This is a genomic window from Streptomyces sp. NPDC008079 (assembly GCF_042957385.1).
GTDB lineage: Bacteria > Actinomycetota > Actinomycetes > Streptomycetales > Streptomycetaceae > Actinacidiphila.
The window spans coordinates 54284-73055 of record NZ_JBIBIC010000007.1; the positions used below are offsets into that span (position 1 = coordinate 54284).

General features: G+C 72.8%; 13 protein-coding genes and 1 tRNA gene. 6 read left to right on the forward strand and 8 right to left on the reverse strand.

The window, feature by feature from the left end; all coding sequences use genetic code 11:
- Positions 1–140: 140 nt before the first annotated feature.
- From ssb to ACFZAM_RS17025, 3 genes are all read right to left on the reverse strand, one after another.
- Positions 141–653 carry a single-stranded DNA-binding protein gene (ssb, locus tag ACFZAM_RS17015; protein ID WP_391046791.1) on the reverse strand — a complete coding sequence of 171 codons (513 nt, stop codon included), beginning with the start codon at positions 651–653 and terminating at the stop codon, positions 141–143.
- A 125-nt stretch (positions 654–778) separates the two neighbouring features.
- Positions 779–2491: a dynamin family protein gene (locus ACFZAM_RS17020; RefSeq protein ID WP_391046793.1), complete on the reverse strand. Its 1713-nt coding sequence runs from the start codon at positions 2489–2491 to the stop codon at positions 779–781.
- Positions 2492–2700: 209 nt separating this feature from the next.
- Positions 2701–4398, reverse strand: a complete 1698-nt coding sequence (locus tag ACFZAM_RS17025; protein WP_355337244.1) for a dynamin family protein — start codon at positions 4396–4398, stop codon at positions 2701–2703.
- A gap of 339 nt (positions 4399–4737) precedes the next feature.
- On the opposite strand from ACFZAM_RS17025, the gene ACFZAM_RS17030 reads away from it, so the two are divergent.
- A tRNA-Arg gene (locus ACFZAM_RS17030) sits at positions 4738–4810 on the forward strand.
- 255 nt (positions 4811–5065) lie between these two features.
- Here ACFZAM_RS17030 and ACFZAM_RS17035 read toward each other — a convergent pair.
- On the reverse strand, positions 5066–5803 hold the full coding sequence (locus tag ACFZAM_RS17035) for an SDR family NAD(P)-dependent oxidoreductase (protein WP_391046795.1): 738 nt from the start codon (positions 5801–5803) through the stop codon (positions 5066–5068).
- A gap of 183 nt (positions 5804–5986) precedes the next feature.
- On the opposite strand from ACFZAM_RS17035, the gene ACFZAM_RS17040 reads away from it, so the two are divergent.
- On the forward strand, positions 5987–6628 hold the full coding sequence (locus tag ACFZAM_RS17040; RefSeq protein WP_355337127.1) for a helix-turn-helix domain-containing protein: 642 nt from the start codon (positions 5987–5989) through the stop codon (positions 6626–6628).
- Positions 6629–6847: 219 nt separating this feature from the next.
- Entirely contained in the window at positions 6848–7753 is a 906-nt protein-coding gene (locus ACFZAM_RS17045) for an NADP-dependent oxidoreductase (RefSeq protein WP_355337125.1), read from the forward strand.
- Between the two features lie 128 nt (positions 7754–7881).
- Here ACFZAM_RS17045 and ACFZAM_RS17050 read toward each other — a convergent pair whose 3' ends face one another.
- Entirely contained in the window at positions 7882–10071 is a 2190-nt protein-coding gene (locus ACFZAM_RS17050) for a helix-turn-helix domain-containing protein (RefSeq protein WP_391046798.1), read from the reverse strand.
- Between the two features lie 130 nt (positions 10072–10201).
- Between ACFZAM_RS17050 and ACFZAM_RS17055 the strand changes: the two genes are divergently transcribed.
- The 3 genes from ACFZAM_RS17055 to ACFZAM_RS17065 all read left to right on the forward strand — a co-directional run bounded on the left by ACFZAM_RS17055 (position 10202) and on the right by ACFZAM_RS17065 (position 14097).
- A complete protein-coding gene (locus ACFZAM_RS17055; RefSeq protein WP_391046800.1) occupies positions 10202–11026 on the forward strand; it encodes a nuclear transport factor 2 family protein in 825 nt (274 codons plus the stop codon).
- A 222-nt stretch (positions 11027–11248) separates the two neighbouring features.
- Complete coding sequence (locus ACFZAM_RS17060) at positions 11249–12598, forward strand: MFS transporter (RefSeq protein WP_391046802.1); 1350 nt, start codon at positions 11249–11251, stop codon at positions 12596–12598.
- Positions 12599–12639: 41 nt separating this feature from the next.
- Positions 12640–14097 (forward strand): aldehyde dehydrogenase family protein, encoded by a 1458-nt coding sequence (locus tag ACFZAM_RS17065; RefSeq protein ID WP_391046804.1) that lies wholly within the window; start codon positions 12640–12642, stop codon positions 14095–14097.
- Positions 14098–14264: 167 nt separating this feature from the next.
- Here ACFZAM_RS17065 and ACFZAM_RS17070 read toward each other — a convergent pair whose 3' ends face one another.
- The 3 genes from ACFZAM_RS17070 to ACFZAM_RS17080 all read right to left on the reverse strand — a co-directional run bounded on the left by ACFZAM_RS17070 (position 14265) and on the right by ACFZAM_RS17080 (position 18673).
- Complete coding sequence (locus ACFZAM_RS17070) at positions 14265–15056, reverse strand: ATP-binding cassette domain-containing protein (protein ID WP_391047183.1); 792 nt, start codon at positions 15054–15056, stop codon at positions 14265–14267.
- Positions 15057–15165: 109 nt separating this feature from the next.
- Positions 15166–16164: a sortase domain-bontaining protein gene (locus ACFZAM_RS17075; protein ID WP_391046806.1), complete on the reverse strand. Its 999-nt coding sequence runs from the start codon at positions 16162–16164 to the stop codon at positions 15166–15168.
- 256 nt (positions 16165–16420) lie between these two features.
- Positions 16421–18673, reverse strand: coding sequence for an Ig-like domain repeat protein (locus ACFZAM_RS17080; protein WP_391046808.1), 2253 nt, complete (start codon positions 18671–18673; stop codon positions 16421–16423).
- Between the last annotated feature and the right edge of the window lie 99 nt (positions 18674–18772).

An 18772-nucleotide genomic window follows, 5' to 3' on the forward strand; every position in this document is an offset into this window, starting at 1 on the left:
CACGCTCACCAAGAGAGTCCCCGCAGCGCCTTTTCGAATCCCAATCGTTATCGGCACAATTGCATGATTCCGTGTTTGTCGATAAGTCATCGACAGAATTCATCCCGGGAAATGCCGCCGAAAGCGGATACTCCGGATACTCAGGGCGCCCCCGCCGGAACGGGCGGCGCCGGATCCGGCCGGGCGACCACCGGCGGCGTCTCGACCGTGTTCCCGGCCGTGCTCCCGACCGCATTCCCCACCACGGCCCCCGCCGCTCCGGACGCGGACGCGGCCCCCGCCCCGGTCATGCTCGCCGCGACCCGGCTGAACCGCGAGACGCCCCGCGCCAGGTCGTGCCCGACCGCCACCGCCTCGATCTCCGCGGTCAGATAGCGCCGACCCTCACGCTCCTCCTCACGGATCCTCAACCGCCCCTGGACGAGCAAGGGTTCACCGACTCCGACCGATTCCTTCACATGCCAGGCCAGCGTCCGCCACGCGCACACCGTGTAGAAGCTCGTGGCCCCGTCCGTCCACGCGCCGCGCTCGGCGTCCCACCGGCGCGAGGTGGTCGCCAGCCGGAAGCGGGTGACGGCCACACCGGTCGCGGTCTGCCGGGTCTCCGGCTCGGTGGCCACATTTCCCACCACGGTCACAAGCGTCTCGTTCATTTCTCTGCCCTCCCTGCCGATCGCGCCCCCCGCGGGACGCCGTAAGGACATCGTGCAGGAATTCGACCAGGCATGGAGAAACCGGCCGGAATCTGTGGATTACCGGCCGGTTGTGGATAACTTCGTCACTCGGACGAGTGGTCTCCCAGAGAAGTGCGGACGGAATGCGCCGCGTGCGCGGAATGCGCCCCGGCGACCACCGCGTACTGCTCGCGCACCTCGCGGTACCGCATCAATTCGGCCGCCACCGGTTCGAGCACCCGGGCCCTGCCGCAGTCCGCCGCCGCGTCCCGCAGCCGCCGCTCGGCGGCCTGGCCGTACCGCCGGGCGGGCCCGCGGGCCGCGAACCGGCAGGCACCGGCGAGGGCCGGGCCGCCGAGTCCGCCGACCGCGATCATCACGACCGGCAGCCACCACGTCAGATCGAGCGAACCCACCGCGACCGAGATCAGGCAGACCGCGCCTGCCACGGCCAGCGCCATCAGCAGCCACTGCGCGCCACCGGCCGCCGACCACCAGCCGGGCCGCTCCGGCGCCCCCGGCCGCGCCCGCGCCGCCGCGCGGTCCAGCGCCTCCGGCAGCCCGTCACCGCCGCGCCGGGCCGCGTCACGTACCGCCTGCGCCCAGGGCGCGGGCAGCCCGCGGGACGCGTCGGCCGCCACGCCGCGGACCGCCTCGTCGACCACCGGCCGGGACGCGGACAGCCCGCCGCCGCCCGTACGGGTCGCTCGTACGGGTGAACCCTGCGCCGGGCGCTCACCGCGGGAACCGGCGCCGGCCGCGGCCCGTTCACCGATCAGCCGACCCCACGGCGTACCGCAGGCCCCCTCCGCCGCTCCCGCCCAGTCCCGTTCCGCCGACTGTCCTGCCCCGGCCGCGCCCACCGCGTCCGCGAGCCGGTCCACGAATTCCTCGCGCGCCGAGTCCGTGAGCCCGGCGCCGCCCTCGCCGACGTAGAGCGGGTGCAGCCTGCTCGCCGTGCGGTCCATGTCGGCCGCCAGCCGCCTTCCGGCCGCCGCGCGGTCGGTGACGAACTGGGCCAGTACGGCGCGCAGGTCCGCGACGCCCTCGCCGGTCAGCGCGGACGCGGAGAGCACCACGGCGCCGTCCTCGCCGTGCTCGCCGACCGCGAGGCCGTCCTCGTCCAGCAGCCGCCGCAGGTCGTCGAGGACCAGATCGACCGAGTCGCCGGGCAGCCGGTCGATCTGGTTGAGCACCAGCACGGTCACGTCGGCGTGCCCGGACAGCGGGCGCAGATAGCGCTCGTGCAGGGCCGCGTCCGCGTACTTCTCCGGGTCGAGCACCCAGACGACGACGTCCACCAGGCCCAGCAGCCGGTCCACCTGATCACGGTGGCCGGTCGCGGCCGAGTCGTGGTCGGGCAGGTCGATCAGGACGAGCCCGTCCAGGCTCTCCGCGCGCCCGGTGGCGCCGTCGGCGGCGAAGGCGCCCTCGGTCCCCGACAGCTCCTCCGACAGGTCCCCCGGCCACTCCCCCGCCGCGTCCAGCGCGCCGCGCCTGGCGTAACGGTCCTGCGGTGCGATCCCCAGCCGGTCGAGCAGCCCGGCCGCCCGCTCCGGCTGCCAGGCGCAGGCGACCGGCTTCGCGGTGGTCGGCCGCCGTACGCCGGTCTCGGAGAGCGCGAGCCCCGCCAGGGCGTTGAAGAGCGTGGACTTCCCGCTGCCGGTCGCCCCGGCCAGCGCCACCACCGTGTGGTCGAGCGACAACCGCCGCCGCTCGCCCAGGCGTTCCAGCAGCTCGCCGGTCTCGGCCAGCGCGTCCGGGCTGATCCGCGTCCTGGACAGCCCCAGCAACTCGCCCAGCGCGTCCACCCGCACGGTCAGCGCGTCCGTAGCGCTCCCCCGCCCCTGAGCGACCGACGAAGAAACGGCGGACGAAGAAGCGGCGGACGAAGAAGCGGCGGACGGGGAAGCGGACGGCGCGGAGGACGACGGGCCCGGGACACGTCCCGGCCCGTCCCCCGCCGCGTCCGTGGACCCGCTCGCCGCCGATCGTGCCGAACTGCCGGTCGTCGTGGCCACCGTGGTCACCTTTCCCTCTGGAGTACGGACAGCGCCGCGATCAGCGACGCCTGCTGCCGCGCGGTCACGTCGTAGCCGTCGACCGGGGCCAGCCGCCGGTCCCGCTCGGCGCGCAGCAGCCCTGCGACGGCGTCGTCCAGCCGGTCGCGCGCGGTGTCGCGCAGCCGCAGCGCGGCCTGTACGCCGACGGTCTCGGCCAGGCGCTCACCCGCGGCGCTCCCGCGCTTGCCGCCGAGCAGCGCGGTCGCCAGCAGCGCGGCCACGTCCTCGGGGTCGACGGGCGGCCGGTCGGCGTCGCGGGCGGCCCGCGCCTGCGCGTAGGACAGTTCGGTCAGACCGCGGCGCCAGCGGCGTACGCCCTTGTCGATCCGGGCGGCGACGGCGACGCGGTCGCGGTCGGGCCGCGCGGAGGGCTCGCCGAGCAGCGCCGATCCGGCGCGGTCGCGCTGCCAGTTGGCGACGACGCGTTCGTCGGCGGCGTCGGTCTCGGTCCGCAGCAGGGCCGCGAACTCCTCGGCGAGCGCGTGCTGGAGGGCGTCGGGGCCGCACGCGGGGTAGCCCTGCCAGTGCGCGAGGGCCTCACCGGCCAGCGGGACGCCCGCGCCGATCGCGGTGTCGATCCGCTCCCCGGCCTGTTCGTACGCGTCCTCCGCGCCGCGCGCCAGGCGTACGGCGGCGGCGTGCTGGGCGGCGGAGGCGGAGGCGAGGGCGGGCAACCGGCCGCGCAGGGAGTCCAGTACGCCGACGGCGGTGCGCTGGGCGGCGTGCTGGCGGGCGGCCGGGTCCTGGGCGCAGTGCGCGAGCCATTCCCGCAGCGCGGCCACCGCGGTCTGCGGCAACAGGCCGCCGCCGCCCGCGGATTCGGGCAGTTCGGGAACGGTGAAGCGGGGTACGTCGCCCAGGCCCGCCTTGCCGAGCAGCGCCGCGTAGTGCCTGCCGACGTCGTCCGCGATCTGGTGCGGGACGCGGTCGAGGACGGTGGCGAGCGTGACGTCGTACTCCTTGGCGGTGCGCAGCAGATGCCAGGGCAGGGCGTCGGCGTAGCGGGAGGCGGTGGTGACCAGGACCCAGATGTCGGCGGCGCAGATCAGCTCGGCGGCCAGTTCCCTGTTGCGGGTGACGAGGGAGTCGATGTCGGGGGCGTCCAGGAGCGCGAGGCCGCGGGGCAGACTGTCGTCGGTCTCCAGGCGCAGTTCGGCGCGTCCGGATTCGCCGCGGTCGGTGCGGTCGCCCCGGCCGCGCCGGTCGTCGTTCCGGTCGCCGTTCCGGTCGCCGCTGTCGCCCCGGCCCGGCCTGCCGCCCCCGGCCGCGCCGCCCGGACCCACCCGTTGGCGTACCGCCCAGGCCCTGTTGAGGCCCGGCAGGACGCGCGGGTCCGCGAACCAGGCGCGGTCCTCGGGGTGGCAGACCAGCACCGGGGTGCGGGTGGTCGGCCGGAGAACCCCGGATTCGCTGACGCGGCGGCCGACAAGGGAGTTGACGAGGGTCGACTTGCCCGCGCCCGTCGAACCGCCCACGACGGCCAGCAGAGGGGCCTCGGGCGCCTTCAGCCGGGGCACCAGGTAGTCGTCGAGCTGGGCGAGCAACTCCTGTCGGGTACGCCGGGCGCGGGCGGCTCCGCGCAGTGGGAAGGGGAAGCGTGCGGCGTCGACGCGGTCGCGCAGCGCGGACAGCGCGTCGAGCAGCTCGGGCCGTACGTCCAAGATCGCCACACCCGCAGAATGCCCCATATTGGAGCATTTTTGAAGCGTATTTCGGGTAAATCACCCCATTCGGCCCGCACTACATGAAATGGGGCGGCCCATGGTGTCGATGGGGCAGAATGAGCCATCGGCATAACGAGTGCACAACAGCAGCGATCCGAGGCGTCAAAAGCGATGCACGTTCTGCACATGCCTGCGATTATCGGACCACTTCACCGAACCTCCACAACGTGTCACGCGGGTGAAGCAACCGGCGGCAGGCATGTAGCGCCCTATCCTTGACCTCGGTACAAGGTCACGGAACCACCCAGGGGCGGAGACAGCCGCGGCCACTGTCCGGCCCCCGTAGCTCAGTGGATAGAGCAGGCGCCTTCTAAGCGCTTGGCCGCAGGTTCGAGTCCTGCCGGGGGCACTCCTATCCGAACGGACCCTTCGGCTCGTCCCAGGATATTTCCGCAGGTCGGCCCTTTCAGCGCTTCCGTCGAACCGGTGACGCGGCAGGCGGTGTGCCACCGCCCTCATGTCCGGGAAGTCCGGTTGATGCTGGCTGGATCCGGCCATCTACGGCCGGCCGTCCCGCATGCTTGCCCGCCTCGCCCTCGAACTCGCCCACCACGCCACGCGGCCGCCGACCGGCGAGGACACCGGGCTCAACTCCTCGTCCGAATCAGCGGGTCTGATCGGTCGGTCGGATCAGGATCTCGTTGACCGCGACGTGGTCGGGCTGGGTGAGCGCGTACAGGACGGCGTCGGCGATGTCCTCGGCGTTGAGCGTCCGCATCGATTCGGCATAGGTCTTGGCGTAGTCCCGCAGGGCGGGGTCGGTGATGTGGGTGAGCAGTTCGGTCGCGACCATTCCGGGTTCGACGACGATCACCCGTACGCCCTGGGCGGTGACTTCCTGCCGCAACGACTCGGCGAAGGCGGTGACGCCGAACTTGGTGGCGGCGTACACACCGCCGCCCGCCGACGCGGTGCGCCCGGAGGTCGAGGAGATCTGGACCACGGCGCCCCTGCTTTCCAGCAGGTGGGGCAGGGCGGCATGGGCGGTGTACATCGATCCGAGCAGGTTGGTGTCGACCATGCGGCGCCACTCGGCGGTGTCCGCGTTCAGGATCGGTCCGTTGAGCATGACGCCCGCGTTGTTCACGAGGGCGTCGAGGGCGCCGAAGCGGTCGACGGTGGCCGCGACCGCGTCCTGTACGGACTGACGGTCGGTGACGTCGAGCTCCAGGACCAGGAGTTCACCCGGCGCCTCCTGCGCGAGCGACGTCAGACGGTCCGCCCGGCGCGCTCCGACAGCCACCCGGGCGCCCGCCTTCGACAGGGCGAGCGCGGTGGCCCGGCCGATGCCCGAGGAGGCGCCGGTGACCAGTGCGGTCCTGCCGTCAAGGGTGCTGTTCATGTCTTCCTCCGGTGGTGCGCCGCGAAGACGGCGCGTGATGAAGCGGCGGTGATCCGCGAGGCGTCATGGCGACGGCGCGGCCAGCCCGACAGAAGGTGACCGCCGGGTCATATTGACCGTATACCTAAGCTGACCCGGCGGTCACCTTGCTGGTAGGCTGGACCTCCTGACCAGGGAGTACGCATGAGCGAGACGACAGAGACCGCAGGTCGGCGGGCGGACATGGTCCGCAACCGGCGTCTGCTGCTCCAGGCCGCGACGGAGGCGTTCGCCGAGCGGGGCACGGATGTGTCGATGGGCGAGATCGCCCAGCGTGCCGGCCTCGCCAAAGGCACCGTGTTCCGGCACTTCGCCTCGAAGGAGGACCTGCTCGCGGCCATCATGCTGCGACTTCTCGACCGGCTGACCGGCACGGCGGAGCGCCTCGCCGACGCGGACGACGCGGCGCGGGCACTGGCGGAGTTCATGGCCGACGGCGTCGGGGCGCTGGCCGCCGACCGCGCCTTCTGTGAAGTGATCGGACGGCCCTCGCTGGATCACGCCGGGGTGCGGGACGGGATCGGCCGCCTTCGCGACGCGGCCGACGTGCTCACGGCCAGGGCGCAGGAGCAGGGCACCGTCCGCGGGGACGTCACGGGAACGGACATCGTGCTGCTCCTCGCGGGCATCCATCAGACGGCGGCGCCCCTGCTGGCCGCACAGCCCCAGGCGTGGCGCCGCTACCTCGAACTCGCCCTCGACGGGCTCCGTACCACCGGCGCCCGTACGCTGCCGCATCGCCCGGACCACCTGGACCTCGGCGAGAACGCCGCCGCGCGGTCCTAGCTCGCGGACCCTGGCTTTCTGTCGCCCGGCCGGACGCCTACCCGGAGATCACCGAAGACGAGGTCGTCAAGGGTCTGGTCACCGTCCGTGGCTCCACACCGCGGGCCTACGCGCGCTCTGCCCCTTGACTGCCCGACTTGCCTCTGACACTGATGTCAGGTTTTAGCCTGGTCGATGTCAAGGCACACCAAGCCGTCGGGACGAACAAGGCAGGACATCATGCGCGCAGCCCGGTACCACGAGTACGGCGGTACGGAGACCCTCACGGTCGAGAAGGTCCAGGACCCGCTGCCGGGTCCCGGAGAGATCCGCGTCGCCGTCGTGGCGGCCAGCGTCAACCCCGTCGACTGGAAAGTGCGCAGCGGGGAGGTGCGCGACGTACTCCCAGTGGACCTGCCCGCGATACCTGGCCGCGACGCCGTGGGCCTGGTGGACATGATCGGGGAGGGCGTCACCGGAGTGAGCGTGGGCGACCGCGTCTTCGGGCTGGGCGGAGTCACGGGGGCGACGGCGGAGCTGGCCGTGCTCTCGGCGTGGGCGCCCGCGCCCGCCGCCTGGACCGACGAGCAGGCGGCCGGGGCGGGTCTGGTGTCCGTGACGGCGCTGAGCGGGCTCAAGGCGCTCGGCCCGCTCGCGGGGCGCACCCTGCTCGTCGAGGGCGCCGCCGGAGGCGTCGGCGGCGCGGCGGTCGAGATCGCGGTCGCCCTCGGAGCCACCGTGATTGGAACCGCCAGTGAGCGCAACCACGCCTTCCTCACCTCACTCGGAGCCCTTCCCACCACCTACGGTGCCGGCCTGTCGGAACGTCTCGCCGACCTGGCCCCGAACGGGGTCGACCTCGTGCTCGACGCCGCCGCCTCCGGCTCCCTCCCCGACCTCATCGAGATCGCCGGCGACCCCGCCCGCGTGCTGACGGTCGCCGACTACGCGAACGCGGAACGTCTGGGGGTCCGTATGGCCAACGCGGTGAACGATTCCACGCTTCTCGCCGAAGCGGCCGCGCTCGGCGAGCAGGGCCGGTACGCACCGCGCGTCGAACGGACCTTCCCGCTGGAGGAGATCGCGCGGGCCCATGCCCTCTCCGAGCGCGGACATGTGCGGGGAAAGATCGTGATCCTCATCTGACGTCGGCCGTACGCGGTCCGAGGGGGCGCGGCTCCCCGGCGCCGTCGACGGTCTCGAATCCCGCCGCCCCCTCGCGGGAAACCTCCGGACACCGACCGGACACCGCCGGTACGGGCGGACGGCTCAGCTCAGTCCCGGCCCGAGACGGTGTCGGCGCGCCGGACGAGCTCCCGGAACCGCTCGCCCAGCTCATCGGTGTCCCGCAGGGGTGCGTCCGGCCCCGCCGCGTCCTCCCACCACCGCGCTGACGCCAGGTCATCGAGGTCCGTGGCCACGGCCGCGGCCACGCCCGCCAGGCGCGCCCGGTACTCGTCCTGTTGGGGGCCCAGCTCGCTGGCGACGGCGAGCATCGAGGCCGCGTCGGTCAGGCGCCCTTCGCCGCGGGCCGCCTGCGCGCACTCCGCGAGGACCGCGGCCACCGAGAACTCGCTGCCCAGCTCCCGCGCCGTGGCCGCGGCGGCGCGCCAGTGCCGCGCCGCCGCGGACCGGTCACCGCGCAGCAGCGCGCCGTCCCCGCGGCCGATGAGCACGTGCACAGCCGCCCACACGTCGCGTTCGACGTCGAGGCGCGCTTTGACGTGGGCCTCCGCCCTGGCCAGCAAAGACACCGAAGCGTCGAAGTCCTCCAGACGCAGCGCCGCCGCCGCCGCGAAGATCGCCGCTTCGGCGGCCAGCGAGGTGTCGTCGATCCGCTCGGCCAGCCGCATCGCCCGCTCCGCGGTGGCGAACAGGTCCGCGGCGACGCGGTGGAACCCGGCACGCGCCACCAGCCAGCGGGCCCGGCCCCGCTCGCTCAGGTCGTGCTCACGCAAGCGGTCGGCCCAGTCGAGCCCCTCGTGGGTGTGCCCGGTCATCCACAGCGGCAGCCACACCGACCACAGCAGTTCGGCGGCGTCGTCGTGCCGACGGGAATCGACGAGGTGATCGAAGCCGAGCCGCAGCACATGGCGATCCGCCTCAACCTCTACGACGGCCGTCAAGTCGCCGCGGCCACGGATTCGCGCACCCTGTTCGCGCGCTGCCCGCAAGGCCCATTGGGCCACGCTCCGACGGATGTGGTAGCGGTCGTTCGGCCCGAGTGCCTCGAACACGTACCGGCGGACCGGTTCCAGCAGCCGGAACCGCGCGACCGGTCCCGCGTCGGCGCCGCGGGTGACCAGGGAGTGCTCGACCAACTCGGCGAGCGCGCCCACCGCGTCCGACGCATCCGGCGCGGCGACCGCCTCGACGATGTCGAGGGAGAAGCTGCCCGGGACCATGGCGAGCCGGGGAAGCAGTCGCCGGGCCGCGGGTCCGAGCATCCGGCAGCTCCACTCGACGGTGGCCGCCATGGTGCGTTGCCGCGCCGGCAGGTCCCGCGGGCCGGCCACGGGCAGATCCGCCAGCTGATCGACCCGCTTGAGCAGTTCCCGTGGTCCGAGTCGGGCGGCGGCGGCAGCCAGGAGCTCGATGGCCAGCGGCAGCCCGTCGGCCCGTCGGCACAGCAGCGCGACGGCGCCGTCGTCCCCGCTCCCGGTCGGCGGCGCGCCGGCGGCGGTGAGCCGCTCGCCGAAGAGCCGGACGGCTGCGGCCGGGCCGAGGGGAGCGATGCGCACCTCACGTTCCCGGCGTACCCGCAGCGGGACGCGGCTGGTGGCCAGGATCACCGCGTCGTGGGATGCCGTCAGCAGCTCGGCCAGCTGCGGGCCGCAGGCCGTGACGCGCTCCAGGTTGTCGAGGACGAGCAGAGCCGACGTGCCGGTGAGGTGCGCGGCGAGGCCGGTCACCGTGTCGCTGTGGGAGCCCGCGGAGCGGGACACGGCGGCGATGGCGTCGTCCGGGTCGGTGACGTCGGTCAGGTCCGCGAAGTACACGGCCCCCGGATGGTCCGCGGCCACCGCGTCCGCGGCCGCCAGCGCGACGGTGGTCTTGCCCACCCCGCCGGGGCCGGTGAGCGTCACCAGCCGGCCCGGCGCGGTGCGCAGGGCGGCGACGATCTCGGCGACCTCGCCGTCCCGCCCGATCACCGGGACGGCCGGGGGTGACGGCGGGCGGGGTGTCAACGTGCGGGCCGGCATTTCGGACGTCCCGTCCCCGGCCCGGCCCAGGATGGACAGCAGCGCCATGCGGTCCGCTTCGCGGAGCTGGAGCGCCGAGGCCAGCGACCGCACCGTGTGCGGCTGGGGCCGGGTCCGCCGCCCCCGTTCCAACGCGCTGACCGCCTCGACGGAGAGTCCCGCGGCGGAGGCCAGCTCCTGCTGGGTCAGCGACCGGGCTTCCCGCAGGCCGCGCAGCATGGCCGCGAAGCTGGTCGTCTTCGGCCCCGGCCAGTCGTTCATGACTTCGATTATGCCTGTCAGGGCCGGGACGCCGTCCGGGCAGTGTCCGGGCGGTGTCAGGTCGCCCGGCGGCACCCCGGACCTCCATGCTCGACGGTGACAGAGCGAACCAGAACTAGGAGATCGCCGCATGCTCCCCCAGGCCCTCCACGCACTACGCGAAGCGATCAACTCCCACGTGCCGGAGCGGATCGCCGACTGCTTCACCGACGACTACGTGGCCGAACGACCGCTGCGACCGGCCGAGGGGTTCGTCGGCTCCGACCAGGTCGCCGCGAACTGGACGAAGATCCTGGCCGGCTTGCCCGACATACGGGCCGAGGTCCTGCGCCATGCGCAGAACGGCGACGAATCGTGGTCGGAATGGGAGATGCGGGGCACCGCCCCGACCGGGGCGACGGTCGTACTGCGCGGCCCGGTAATCCTCACCGTCCGCGACGGACGGATCGCATGGGCCCGGTTCTACCCGGACCCGGTCACCACGGACGGCGGTCCGACCCACACCACCGTCTCCCGAGTGCTGCACGCCCCGGCCGAACAGATCTTCGCGGTGCTGCGCGACCCCCGGCGCCACGTCGAATTCGACGCCACCGGCCGCCTCAGGCACGCCGAAACCTCCCGCCCGCTGGACGCCGTCGGTGACACTTTCGTCATGGCCATGCACAGCGAGCTCGGTGACTACCGGACCGAGAACCACGTCGTGGCCTTCACCGAGGACCGTGTCATCGCCTGGGCGCCCGGCCACCCGGGGCAGCGCCCGCAAGGTCACCGCTTCACCTGGAAGCTCGCCCCGACCGGCGAGGGCCACACCGAGGTGACCCAGACCTACGACTGGGCAGCGGTCACCGACCCGGCAGTGGTGCCCCGCCTGCCGATGGTCTCCGCCGACGAGCTCGAGGGGTCGTTGACCCGCCTGGCCGCGGTCGTCCCACCCGCGCGCGACGTCGCGTCGTAGCCGTAATCCGAGACCCGCGACTCAGTCTCGACGGCGACGTCGTCACAGCGGACATCGGACCCGCGGATCACCCCGCCGACCTGCCGTTCCTCGGTGGTTCGTGATCCGCGGGGTCCGATGGCCAGGCGGCGGGATCTCACGTGCCCGAGAAGGCGCGATCGCCAGTCTCAGGACGGAAAGCGAAGGCCAAACATGACATCTCATCGGTTGGCCCTGCCGGTCTTGCTGACCGGAACCTTCATGGGATTCCTGGACTCTTTCATCGTGATCGTCGGTGTTCCGTCGATCGCCGAGGACCTGAAAGCCTCGACTGCCGACACGCAGCTCGTTCTCTCGATCTACGTCGTGACCTACGGAGCGGCGCTGGTGATCGGCGGGCGGCTGGGAGACCGGTTCGGCCGGCGCCTGATGTTCGGCATCGGGATGGCGGCCTTCACGCTCTTCTCCCTGGGCTGCGCACTCGCTCCCAGCCTCCTGGTGCTCGTCGCCATGCGCGCGTTTCAAGGCTTCGCGGCCGCGGTGATGCTGGCCCAGGTGCTCGCCACGATCCAGGCGGTGTACGAGGGCGAGCCGCGTCGCCGTGCGGTGCTGGCCTATACGACGGTGCTCGGCGCTGCCGCGACGCTCGGTCAGCTGATCGGCGGCGGGCTGCTGGCCGTCGACATCGCCGGCGTGGGCTGGCGTGCGCTCTTCGCGATCAATGTGCCGATCGGCCTTGCCGCGCTGCTTCTCGTCACCAGGGCGATCCCGGAGACGCGCGCGCCCGAGCCGGTGCCGGTCGACGTGCTCGGCGGCGGCGTACTGGCCGGCGCATTGATCCCGTTGCTGCTGGGCCTCGGCCTCGGGCCCGACCACGGCTGGCCCTGGATCGCGTGGGTGCTGCTCGGCGCGGGTGCCGTGATCGCGACGGCGATGCCCGGAGTTGAGCGCCGGGCCGCCGCTCCGCTGCTGTCGAGGCAGCTCCTGCGACAGAGGTCGATCCGGCTCGGGCTCGTCGCCACCGTGGCGTTCTACGTGGGCAACAGCGCGACTTTGCTGGGAATGACCTTGTACCTGCAGGAGGGGCTCGGGATCGGCGCGCTCGGAGCGGGGCTGGCGTACCTTCCGCTCGGCGTGGCGTACATGGCGACGACTCTCGCGGCCCGTCGGCCCGGTGCCCCCACCGGTCCCCCGGCGATGCTGTGGGGCTCACTGGTCATGTTCGCCAGCCTCGTCGCCGCGATCTGCGCCGCGCTTGCCGGAGCGGGAGCGGTCGTCATCGCGCTGATGACGGCGGGCTTCGGCGCGGGGATGGGCTTCGCCTACCCGGCGATCATCGCCTCCGTACTCGCCCGTGTACGGGAAGGGGACGAGGGCGCCGCGTCGGGTGTCCTGCTCACCACCACGCAGGTGGCCAACGCGGTGGGTTTCGCGCTCGTCAGCGCCGCCTGGAAGGCCACCGGCTCCCTGGCCGCGTCCCTGTCCATCGCTGCCGTTCTCCTGACCGGTGTCGCCGCGGTCGGGCTCCGGCTGCGCTCCGGGGACACCGGCAAGCAGCCTTCGTCCCGCCTTGAGCCGAGCGAGACGTCGTGACCCCGCGAGGAACCGCAACATCCATCAGAGAAGGAGCAACGATGCTTTTCCCTTCGAACGAGACGAACCTCCTTCACCACACGTTCGCCCACCTGATCGGCGGCGAGCTGGTGCCCGGAGCCGCCGCCTCGCAGATCATCGACCCCGGGAACGGGGAGGTGATCGCCACCGCCGCGGCCGCCGACGAGGACCAGCTCGAGCTCGCGGTCAAGGCCGCGAAGACCGCCTTCCCGGCCTGGCGCGCGACGCCGTTCGCCGAACGCGCCGAGGTCGTACGGAGGATCGCCGACGCGGTCGAGGAGCACTACGACGAATTCTTGCGCATCCTGGCGCTCGAACTGGGCAAGCCCCTGCCGATGCTGCGTGAGCTGGATCTGGACTGGACGCTCAGGTGGGTCCGTCACTTCGCCGAACTCGACCTCTCGCCCGACGTGGTGCACTCGGACGCGCAATGGAGGGTGGAGCGCCACTACCAGCCGATCGGTGTCGTCGCCGCGATCGTCCCGTGGAACATGCCGCTCTTCCAGAGCCTGTACAAGGTCGTGCCGGCCATCCTCGCGGGCAACACGGCCGTCCTCAAGACCGCGCCGACCTCGCCTCTGCACGCCCTGTACCTGGGCGAGTTGCTGCGGGAGATCGTGCCTGCGGGTGTCGTGAACATCCTCGGCGACAACAGCCCCGACAAGAGCGTCGGCCCCGCGCTGGCCAACCACCCGGACGTCGGCATGGTGTCGTTCACGGGCTCGACAGCGGCCGGGCGCAAGGTCCTGGAAGCCTCGGCCACGACGATCAAACGAGTGGTGCTGGAGCTCGGCGGAAACGACTCGGCGATCATCATGCCCGACTCCGACGTGGAGAAGGTGGCACCCGAGATCTTCACCTGGACGTTCTCCTACGCCGGGCAACTGTGCGTGGGCATCAAGCGGATCTTCGTCCCCGACGCGATGTACGAGCGGTTCGCCGAGATCTTCGCGGAGCTCGCGACGTCCAAGGAGCTGCGTCACAGCCTCGACCCCGAGGCCGATCCCGCGTTCGGTCCCGTGCAGAACGCCGCCCAGTTCGAGCGGGTCAAGGAATATCTCGAACTGGCCCACAAGGACGGCACGGTCATCGCCGGCGGGGCGGTGGACCCGCGTCCCGGCTACTTCGTCCCGCCGACCGTGGTCCGCGACATCAGCGATGACAGTCCCCTGGTGCGGGACGAGACCTTCGGCCCGGTGCGCGCGCTTCTGCGCTACGCCGATCTCGACGAGGCGGTGGCCCGGGCCAACGACACCGGCTACGGGCTCGGCAACTCCGTCTGGGGACCGGACATCGAGGCCGCGGCCGAGGTCGCCGCGAGGCTCGACAGCGGCACCGTGTGGATCAACACCCACGTCGGGGGCTTTCCCGACGTGCCCTTCGGCGGGATCAAGGAATCCGGTATCGGTGCGGAGTTCGGGATCGAGGGGCTGAAGGAGTTCGTCGAGAACAAGGTCGTCTACGTCCCCGTGTCGTGACGCGTGGGTCCGCCCAGCTGCCCCCGCGGCTGGGCGGACCGGCGTCGGCACGCCCGGCGACTGCGGCTGTTCGGTCGCGCACGTCACCCGCGACCGCGTCAGGCCCGTCGGGACGGCGGCGAACATCCGGTCCGGGACGCGTGTGACGACGAGGGCGGCGCGGTCGGTCAGCCGAAGCGGCCGTTGACGTAGTCGGCGGTGCGGGTGTCCTGGGGGTTGGCGAACATCGCCTCGGTGGGGCCGTGTTCGACGATGCCGCCGGGAGTGCCCTGTTCGGCGAGGAAGAAGGCGGTGTTCTGGGAGACGCGGGCGGCCTGCTGCATGTTGTGGGTGACGATGACGACGGTGACCTCGTCGGCCAGTTCCCTGATGGTCTCCTCGACGCGGCGCGTGGACGTCGGGTCGAGGGCGGAGCAGGGCTCGTCCATCAGGAGCACGCGGGGGCGGATCGCCAGCGAGCGGGCGATGCACAGCCGTTGCTGCTGGCCGCCGGACAGGGCGCCGCCGGGCTGCCGCAGCCGGTCCCTGACCTCCTTCCACAGGCCCGCGCGCGACAGGCACTCCTCGACCAGCAGGTCCTTGGTCTGCCGCGAGGCGCGGGTGCCGGTCAGCCGCAGTCCGGCCAGCACGTTGTCGTAGATGCTCATGGCGGGGAACGGGTTCGGCTTCTGGAAGACCATGCCGATGTGCCGCCGGGCCTCGGTGAGCGGGCGGCCCGCCGCGTAGATGTCGTCGCCGTCGAGCAGGACCTCGCCGCCCATGGCGGCGCCGGGGATCATCTCGTGCATCCGGTTCAGGGTCCGCAGGAAGGTGGACTTTCCGCAGCCGGACGGGCCGATCAGGGCGGTCACGCGGCCGGCGGGCATGGTCAGCGAGACCCGGTCGAGGACCTTGTGCGTGCCGAACCAGGCGGAGATGCCCCGCGCGTCCAGGGTGGCGGCGCCCGGTCCGCGCGGCACGGCGGTCTCGGGCGGGATGGTCGCGGGCAGGGCGACGGTGGTCTCTTCGGGGGTGGCGATGTCGGTCACGGCGGGCACCTCGGGCAGTACGGGGCGGACGGTGGGCGGGTCAGAGGAGGTTGGGGAGCAGGCCGGTGACCTGGTCGGCGACCTGGAAGCCGACGACGGCGGTCAGCGGCAGGAAGACGATCCACGTCTGGTGGCGGCCCCAGCGGTGCCAGGCCCACACGGCCGCGACGGACGCCGCGAGCAGCGCCTGGAGCCACATCACGAGCTTCCACAACTCGCTGGTGGAGGTGCCCATCGGCTGCTCGTCGGCCGGGACGGAGCCGGGCCGGATGACGGCGTCGGGGGTGTCGGCGGTCTTCGACACCAGGTCGGCGTCCACGCGCAGCGCGCCGCTGGGCAGATACGCGGGGCCGTCGGCGGTGACCAGCACCAGCCGGCCGCCTCCCGCGGCGGGCTGCGCCGGGGCCGGGTCGCCCGCGCGGCGGGCGTCGAGCACCCGGAACCGGTGGCGGCCCTGTCCTGTGGTGACGGTGAAGGTGTCGCCCGGCCGCAGCCGGTCGAGCGCGCCGAACGGTCCGCCGTACGCCGCCGCCCTGCCCATCAGCACGCTGCTGCCGGACTGGCCGGGCAGCGGGGTGTCGCGGCGGTGGCCGACGCCGCCGGTGAGCACGTCGGCCGAGGTTCCCTCCGCCACCACCTCGCGCAGGTGCAGCCGGGGGATCTCCAGCAGCGCGAGCGGTGTGCCGGGCGCGAGCAGCCGGCCCCGCTCGTCGGTCTGGCCGACCGGCACGGTGCCTTCGGCGAGGCTGGCGCGCAGCGCGTCGAACCGGTCCTGCTGCGCGGACCTGTGCTGCAACCCGCTGAGTACGACGAGGTTGGCGGCCAGGCCGAGCAGCAGCACGGCGAGCGCGAGCAGCGCGCCTGCGGCGAGCTGACGGGCGGCGGGCCGCCGGGGCCGGGGGGCCGGGGCGGCGACCGCGGCGGGCTCCTCGGCGGGCGCGCCGCCGGGCGTCTCGGCCCGCGTCACCTCCTCGGGCTGCTCGGCCGGTGCCTCGGCGGAACGCGCCGCCCGCGGCGGAGTCTGGTCGGTGACCGTCACGGCGGCCTGCCTCCTCGGGATGTCCAGGGCTGGATGGGGGTGTACGGGGCTGGATGGGGGCGTGCGCAGCGGATGGGAGCGTGCGGGGCTGGACGGTGGTGTGCGGGGCGAAAGGTCCATGGGGTCACGGCGGTTCACGCGACAGGGCGCACCCGGCGATACCGGAAGCGGGCGGCGGCCACCCGTGCGCGCGGCACCCGTGCGCGGGTCTCCCGCCCCGGCGGACGGGTGCCGTCCGCCGGGGCGGGAGCCGGGGTCACTTCGCGGTGACGGCGAACGACTTGCTGCCGGTGTTCACGGTGGCCGAACCCGAGTACCGCAGCGTCAGGACGTGCTTGCCCTTCTTGGTGAGCTTGGCCAGCGTGACGACGGCCTTGCCGTTCTTCAGGGTGGCGGTGCCGACGACCTTCTTGCCGTCGTAGATCCGGACGAAGCCGGTGGGGGTGACGCCGTTGGCGGTGACGGCGACGGTCACCTTGCCGCGGGCCGAGGTCTTGACGCCGGCCGGGGCCTTCGTCGCGATGCGCGGCGCGGCCTTGACGACCGTGACCTTGTAGGTGGCGGCGGCGGTGTTAAGCCTGCTGTCACCGCCGTAGGACAGGGACAGGGTGTGCGTGCCGACCTTCAGCGTCCTGGGCAGCGTCAGCCACGCGCGGCCGGTCTTGTCCAGGCCGACCGTGCCGAGCGTGGTCTTGCCGTCCTTGACGGTGACCTTGCCGGTGGCGGTGGCCGGGCCGGTCACGGCGACGGAGAGCCGGCCGGAGGTGCCGTAGGCCGGCTTCGCCGGGGAGACGCCGACGGCGACGCGGGCGGCGGCCTTGGTCACGGTGACCTTGGCGGTGGCGGCGGAGGCGTTGAGCCTGCTGTCACCGGCGTAGGACAGGGACAGGGTGTGGGCGCCGACCGCGAGGGTCTTGGGGAGCGTCAGCGACGCCTTCCCCGCCGCGTCCAGGGTCAGCGTGCCGAGGGTGGCCGCGCCGTCCTTGACGGTGACCTTGCCGGTGGCGGCGGACGGGCCGCTGACGGCGACGGCGAGCTTGGCGGCGGTGCCGTACGGGACGCTCGCCGGGGAGACGGCGGGGGTGATCTTCGAGGCACCCTTCGGGACCTCGCTGACCGTACCGGCCACCGTCACGCTCGGGCCGTCGCCGACCAGGTTGGAGGCGTAGACCTCGGCGGTGTACGCGCCGGGGGCCAGGGGCGCGGTCACCGAGGTGGCCGGGGCCTTGAGGTCGGTGCTGAAGGCGACGTCGCCCGCGCTGTCGGTGATCCGCACGCGGTAGTCGGTGACCGGCAGCGCCGGGTCGGCGGGCGCGGTCCAGCTCAGCGTGAGCTGGCGCGGGGCCGGGGCGGTGGCGGCCAGCGCGCCGACCGCGGCGGGCTTGATCAGCGAGGAGCTGTTGGTCTCCAGGCCGCCCGCCTTGGCGTGGCCGCGGACGGAGGTGTCGATGCTGCCGTTGTAGGGCTCGTTCTGGAAGCCGAACGCGGCGATGGTCTTCTCGGCCACGTCGGACGCGATGGCCGCCTTGTGCGCGCCGGCGCTCACAAAGGTGTCGTACAGGCCCTTGTCGAAGAAGGCGCTGGAGGTGTCGATGGCGCGGGTGGGCACCACGTTGTAGACGTCGCGGCCGAAGGTCGGGTCGTCGTAGTAGCCGCCGAACGGGGACAGCTTGTCGTCCGCGCCCTTGACCACGGGGCTGACCGGGGTGCCCGCGCCGAGGTCGAGGGCGCCGATGAAGGCGCCGTTCTGCGCGGCGGCGGTGCTGCGGTCGGGGGCGGTGTGGTTGTTCTGCGCGATCCAGCTCGCGGCGGAGAAGGGGACGAGGTCGCCGTCCTTGAGGATGACGCCGTTGGCCTGGTTCTCCTCGACCGTCTTGCCGTTGTCGTCGGTGCCCTTGACGTTGCTGCCGAGGTTGACGACGCCGATGGCGCTCAGGAAGAACTTCCGCGTGCCGGAGCTCGACTGCGGGATGAACGGCCGCACGGGGTGGCCCGCGACCGTGGTGACCGTGCCGGAGTAGATCTCGTTGAGCTGGGTGCGCGTCAGGTTCTTCAGGAAGTCGCCCTTGGCGACGTAACCGACCGCGTCCCGGCCGAACGGGATGTACGTGAGGGTGGTGCCCGCGGTGGAGGGGGCGCCGGAGGAGCGCGCGAAGTCCACCTGGCCCGCGATGTTCACGGTGCCGCCCGGGTCGGTGTCCCCGATCAGCGAGGCGCTGAGCGCCTTCTGTCCCGCGCCCGAGCCGTTCGGACGGGTGAAGGTCACGCCGTTCGCACGGGTCTTGATGGTGGCCGAGCCCGTGGCGTCGTACGACGCGACGTCCGGCAGCGCCGTGCTGGCCAGCGCGTTCAGCACGTCCTGCGTCGTGTCGGAGCCGACGCCCACGTACGTGCCGAAGGTGCCGGGCGCGGGGTCGGCGAAGGCCGGTGCGGCGACCGTGAGGGTACCGGCCGCGATGGCCGCGGTCATGACCGCCGCGATCGTGGCGATGGGGCGCTTGGTGCGCATATCTCTGTCTCCTGATCGGGGACTCGTACTGCGTGACGGGTGGGGACCCGCCGGAGCCGGATGGCCGGTCTGGCAGGGTGGAGCCCGTCGTTCGCCCCG

What these genes read in the sequence shown, in the direction of transcription:
- ssb (WP_391046791.1), bottom strand. Translation starts at nt 653, where the DNA reads ATGAACGAGACGCTTGTGACCGTGGTGGGAAATGTGGCCACCGAGCCG.
- ACFZAM_RS17065 (WP_391046804.1), top strand. Translation starts at nt 12,640, where the DNA reads ATGCTTTTCCCTTCGAACGAGACGAACCTCCTTCACCACACGTTCGCC.
- ACFZAM_RS17080 (WP_391046808.1), bottom strand. Translation starts at nt 18,673, where the DNA reads ATGCGCACCAAGCGCCCCATCGCCACGATCGCGGCGGTCATGACCGCG.
- ACFZAM_RS17045 (WP_355337125.1), top strand. Translation starts at nt 6,848, where the DNA reads ATGCGCGCAGCCCGGTACCACGAGTACGGCGGTACGGAGACCCTCACG.
- ACFZAM_RS17055 (WP_391046800.1), top strand. Translation starts at nt 10,202, where the DNA reads ATGCTCCCCCAGGCCCTCCACGCACTACGCGAAGCGATCAACTCCCAC.
- ACFZAM_RS17050 (WP_391046798.1), bottom strand. Translation starts at nt 10,071, where the DNA reads ATGAACGACTGGCCGGGGCCGAAGACGACCAGCTTCGCGGCCATGCTG.
- ACFZAM_RS17035 (WP_391046795.1), bottom strand. Translation starts at nt 5,803, where the DNA reads ATGAACAGCACCCTTGACGGCAGGACCGCACTGGTCACCGGCGCCTCC.
- ACFZAM_RS17040 (WP_355337127.1), top strand. Translation starts at nt 5,987, where the DNA reads ATGAGCGAGACGACAGAGACCGCAGGTCGGCGGGCGGACATGGTCCGC.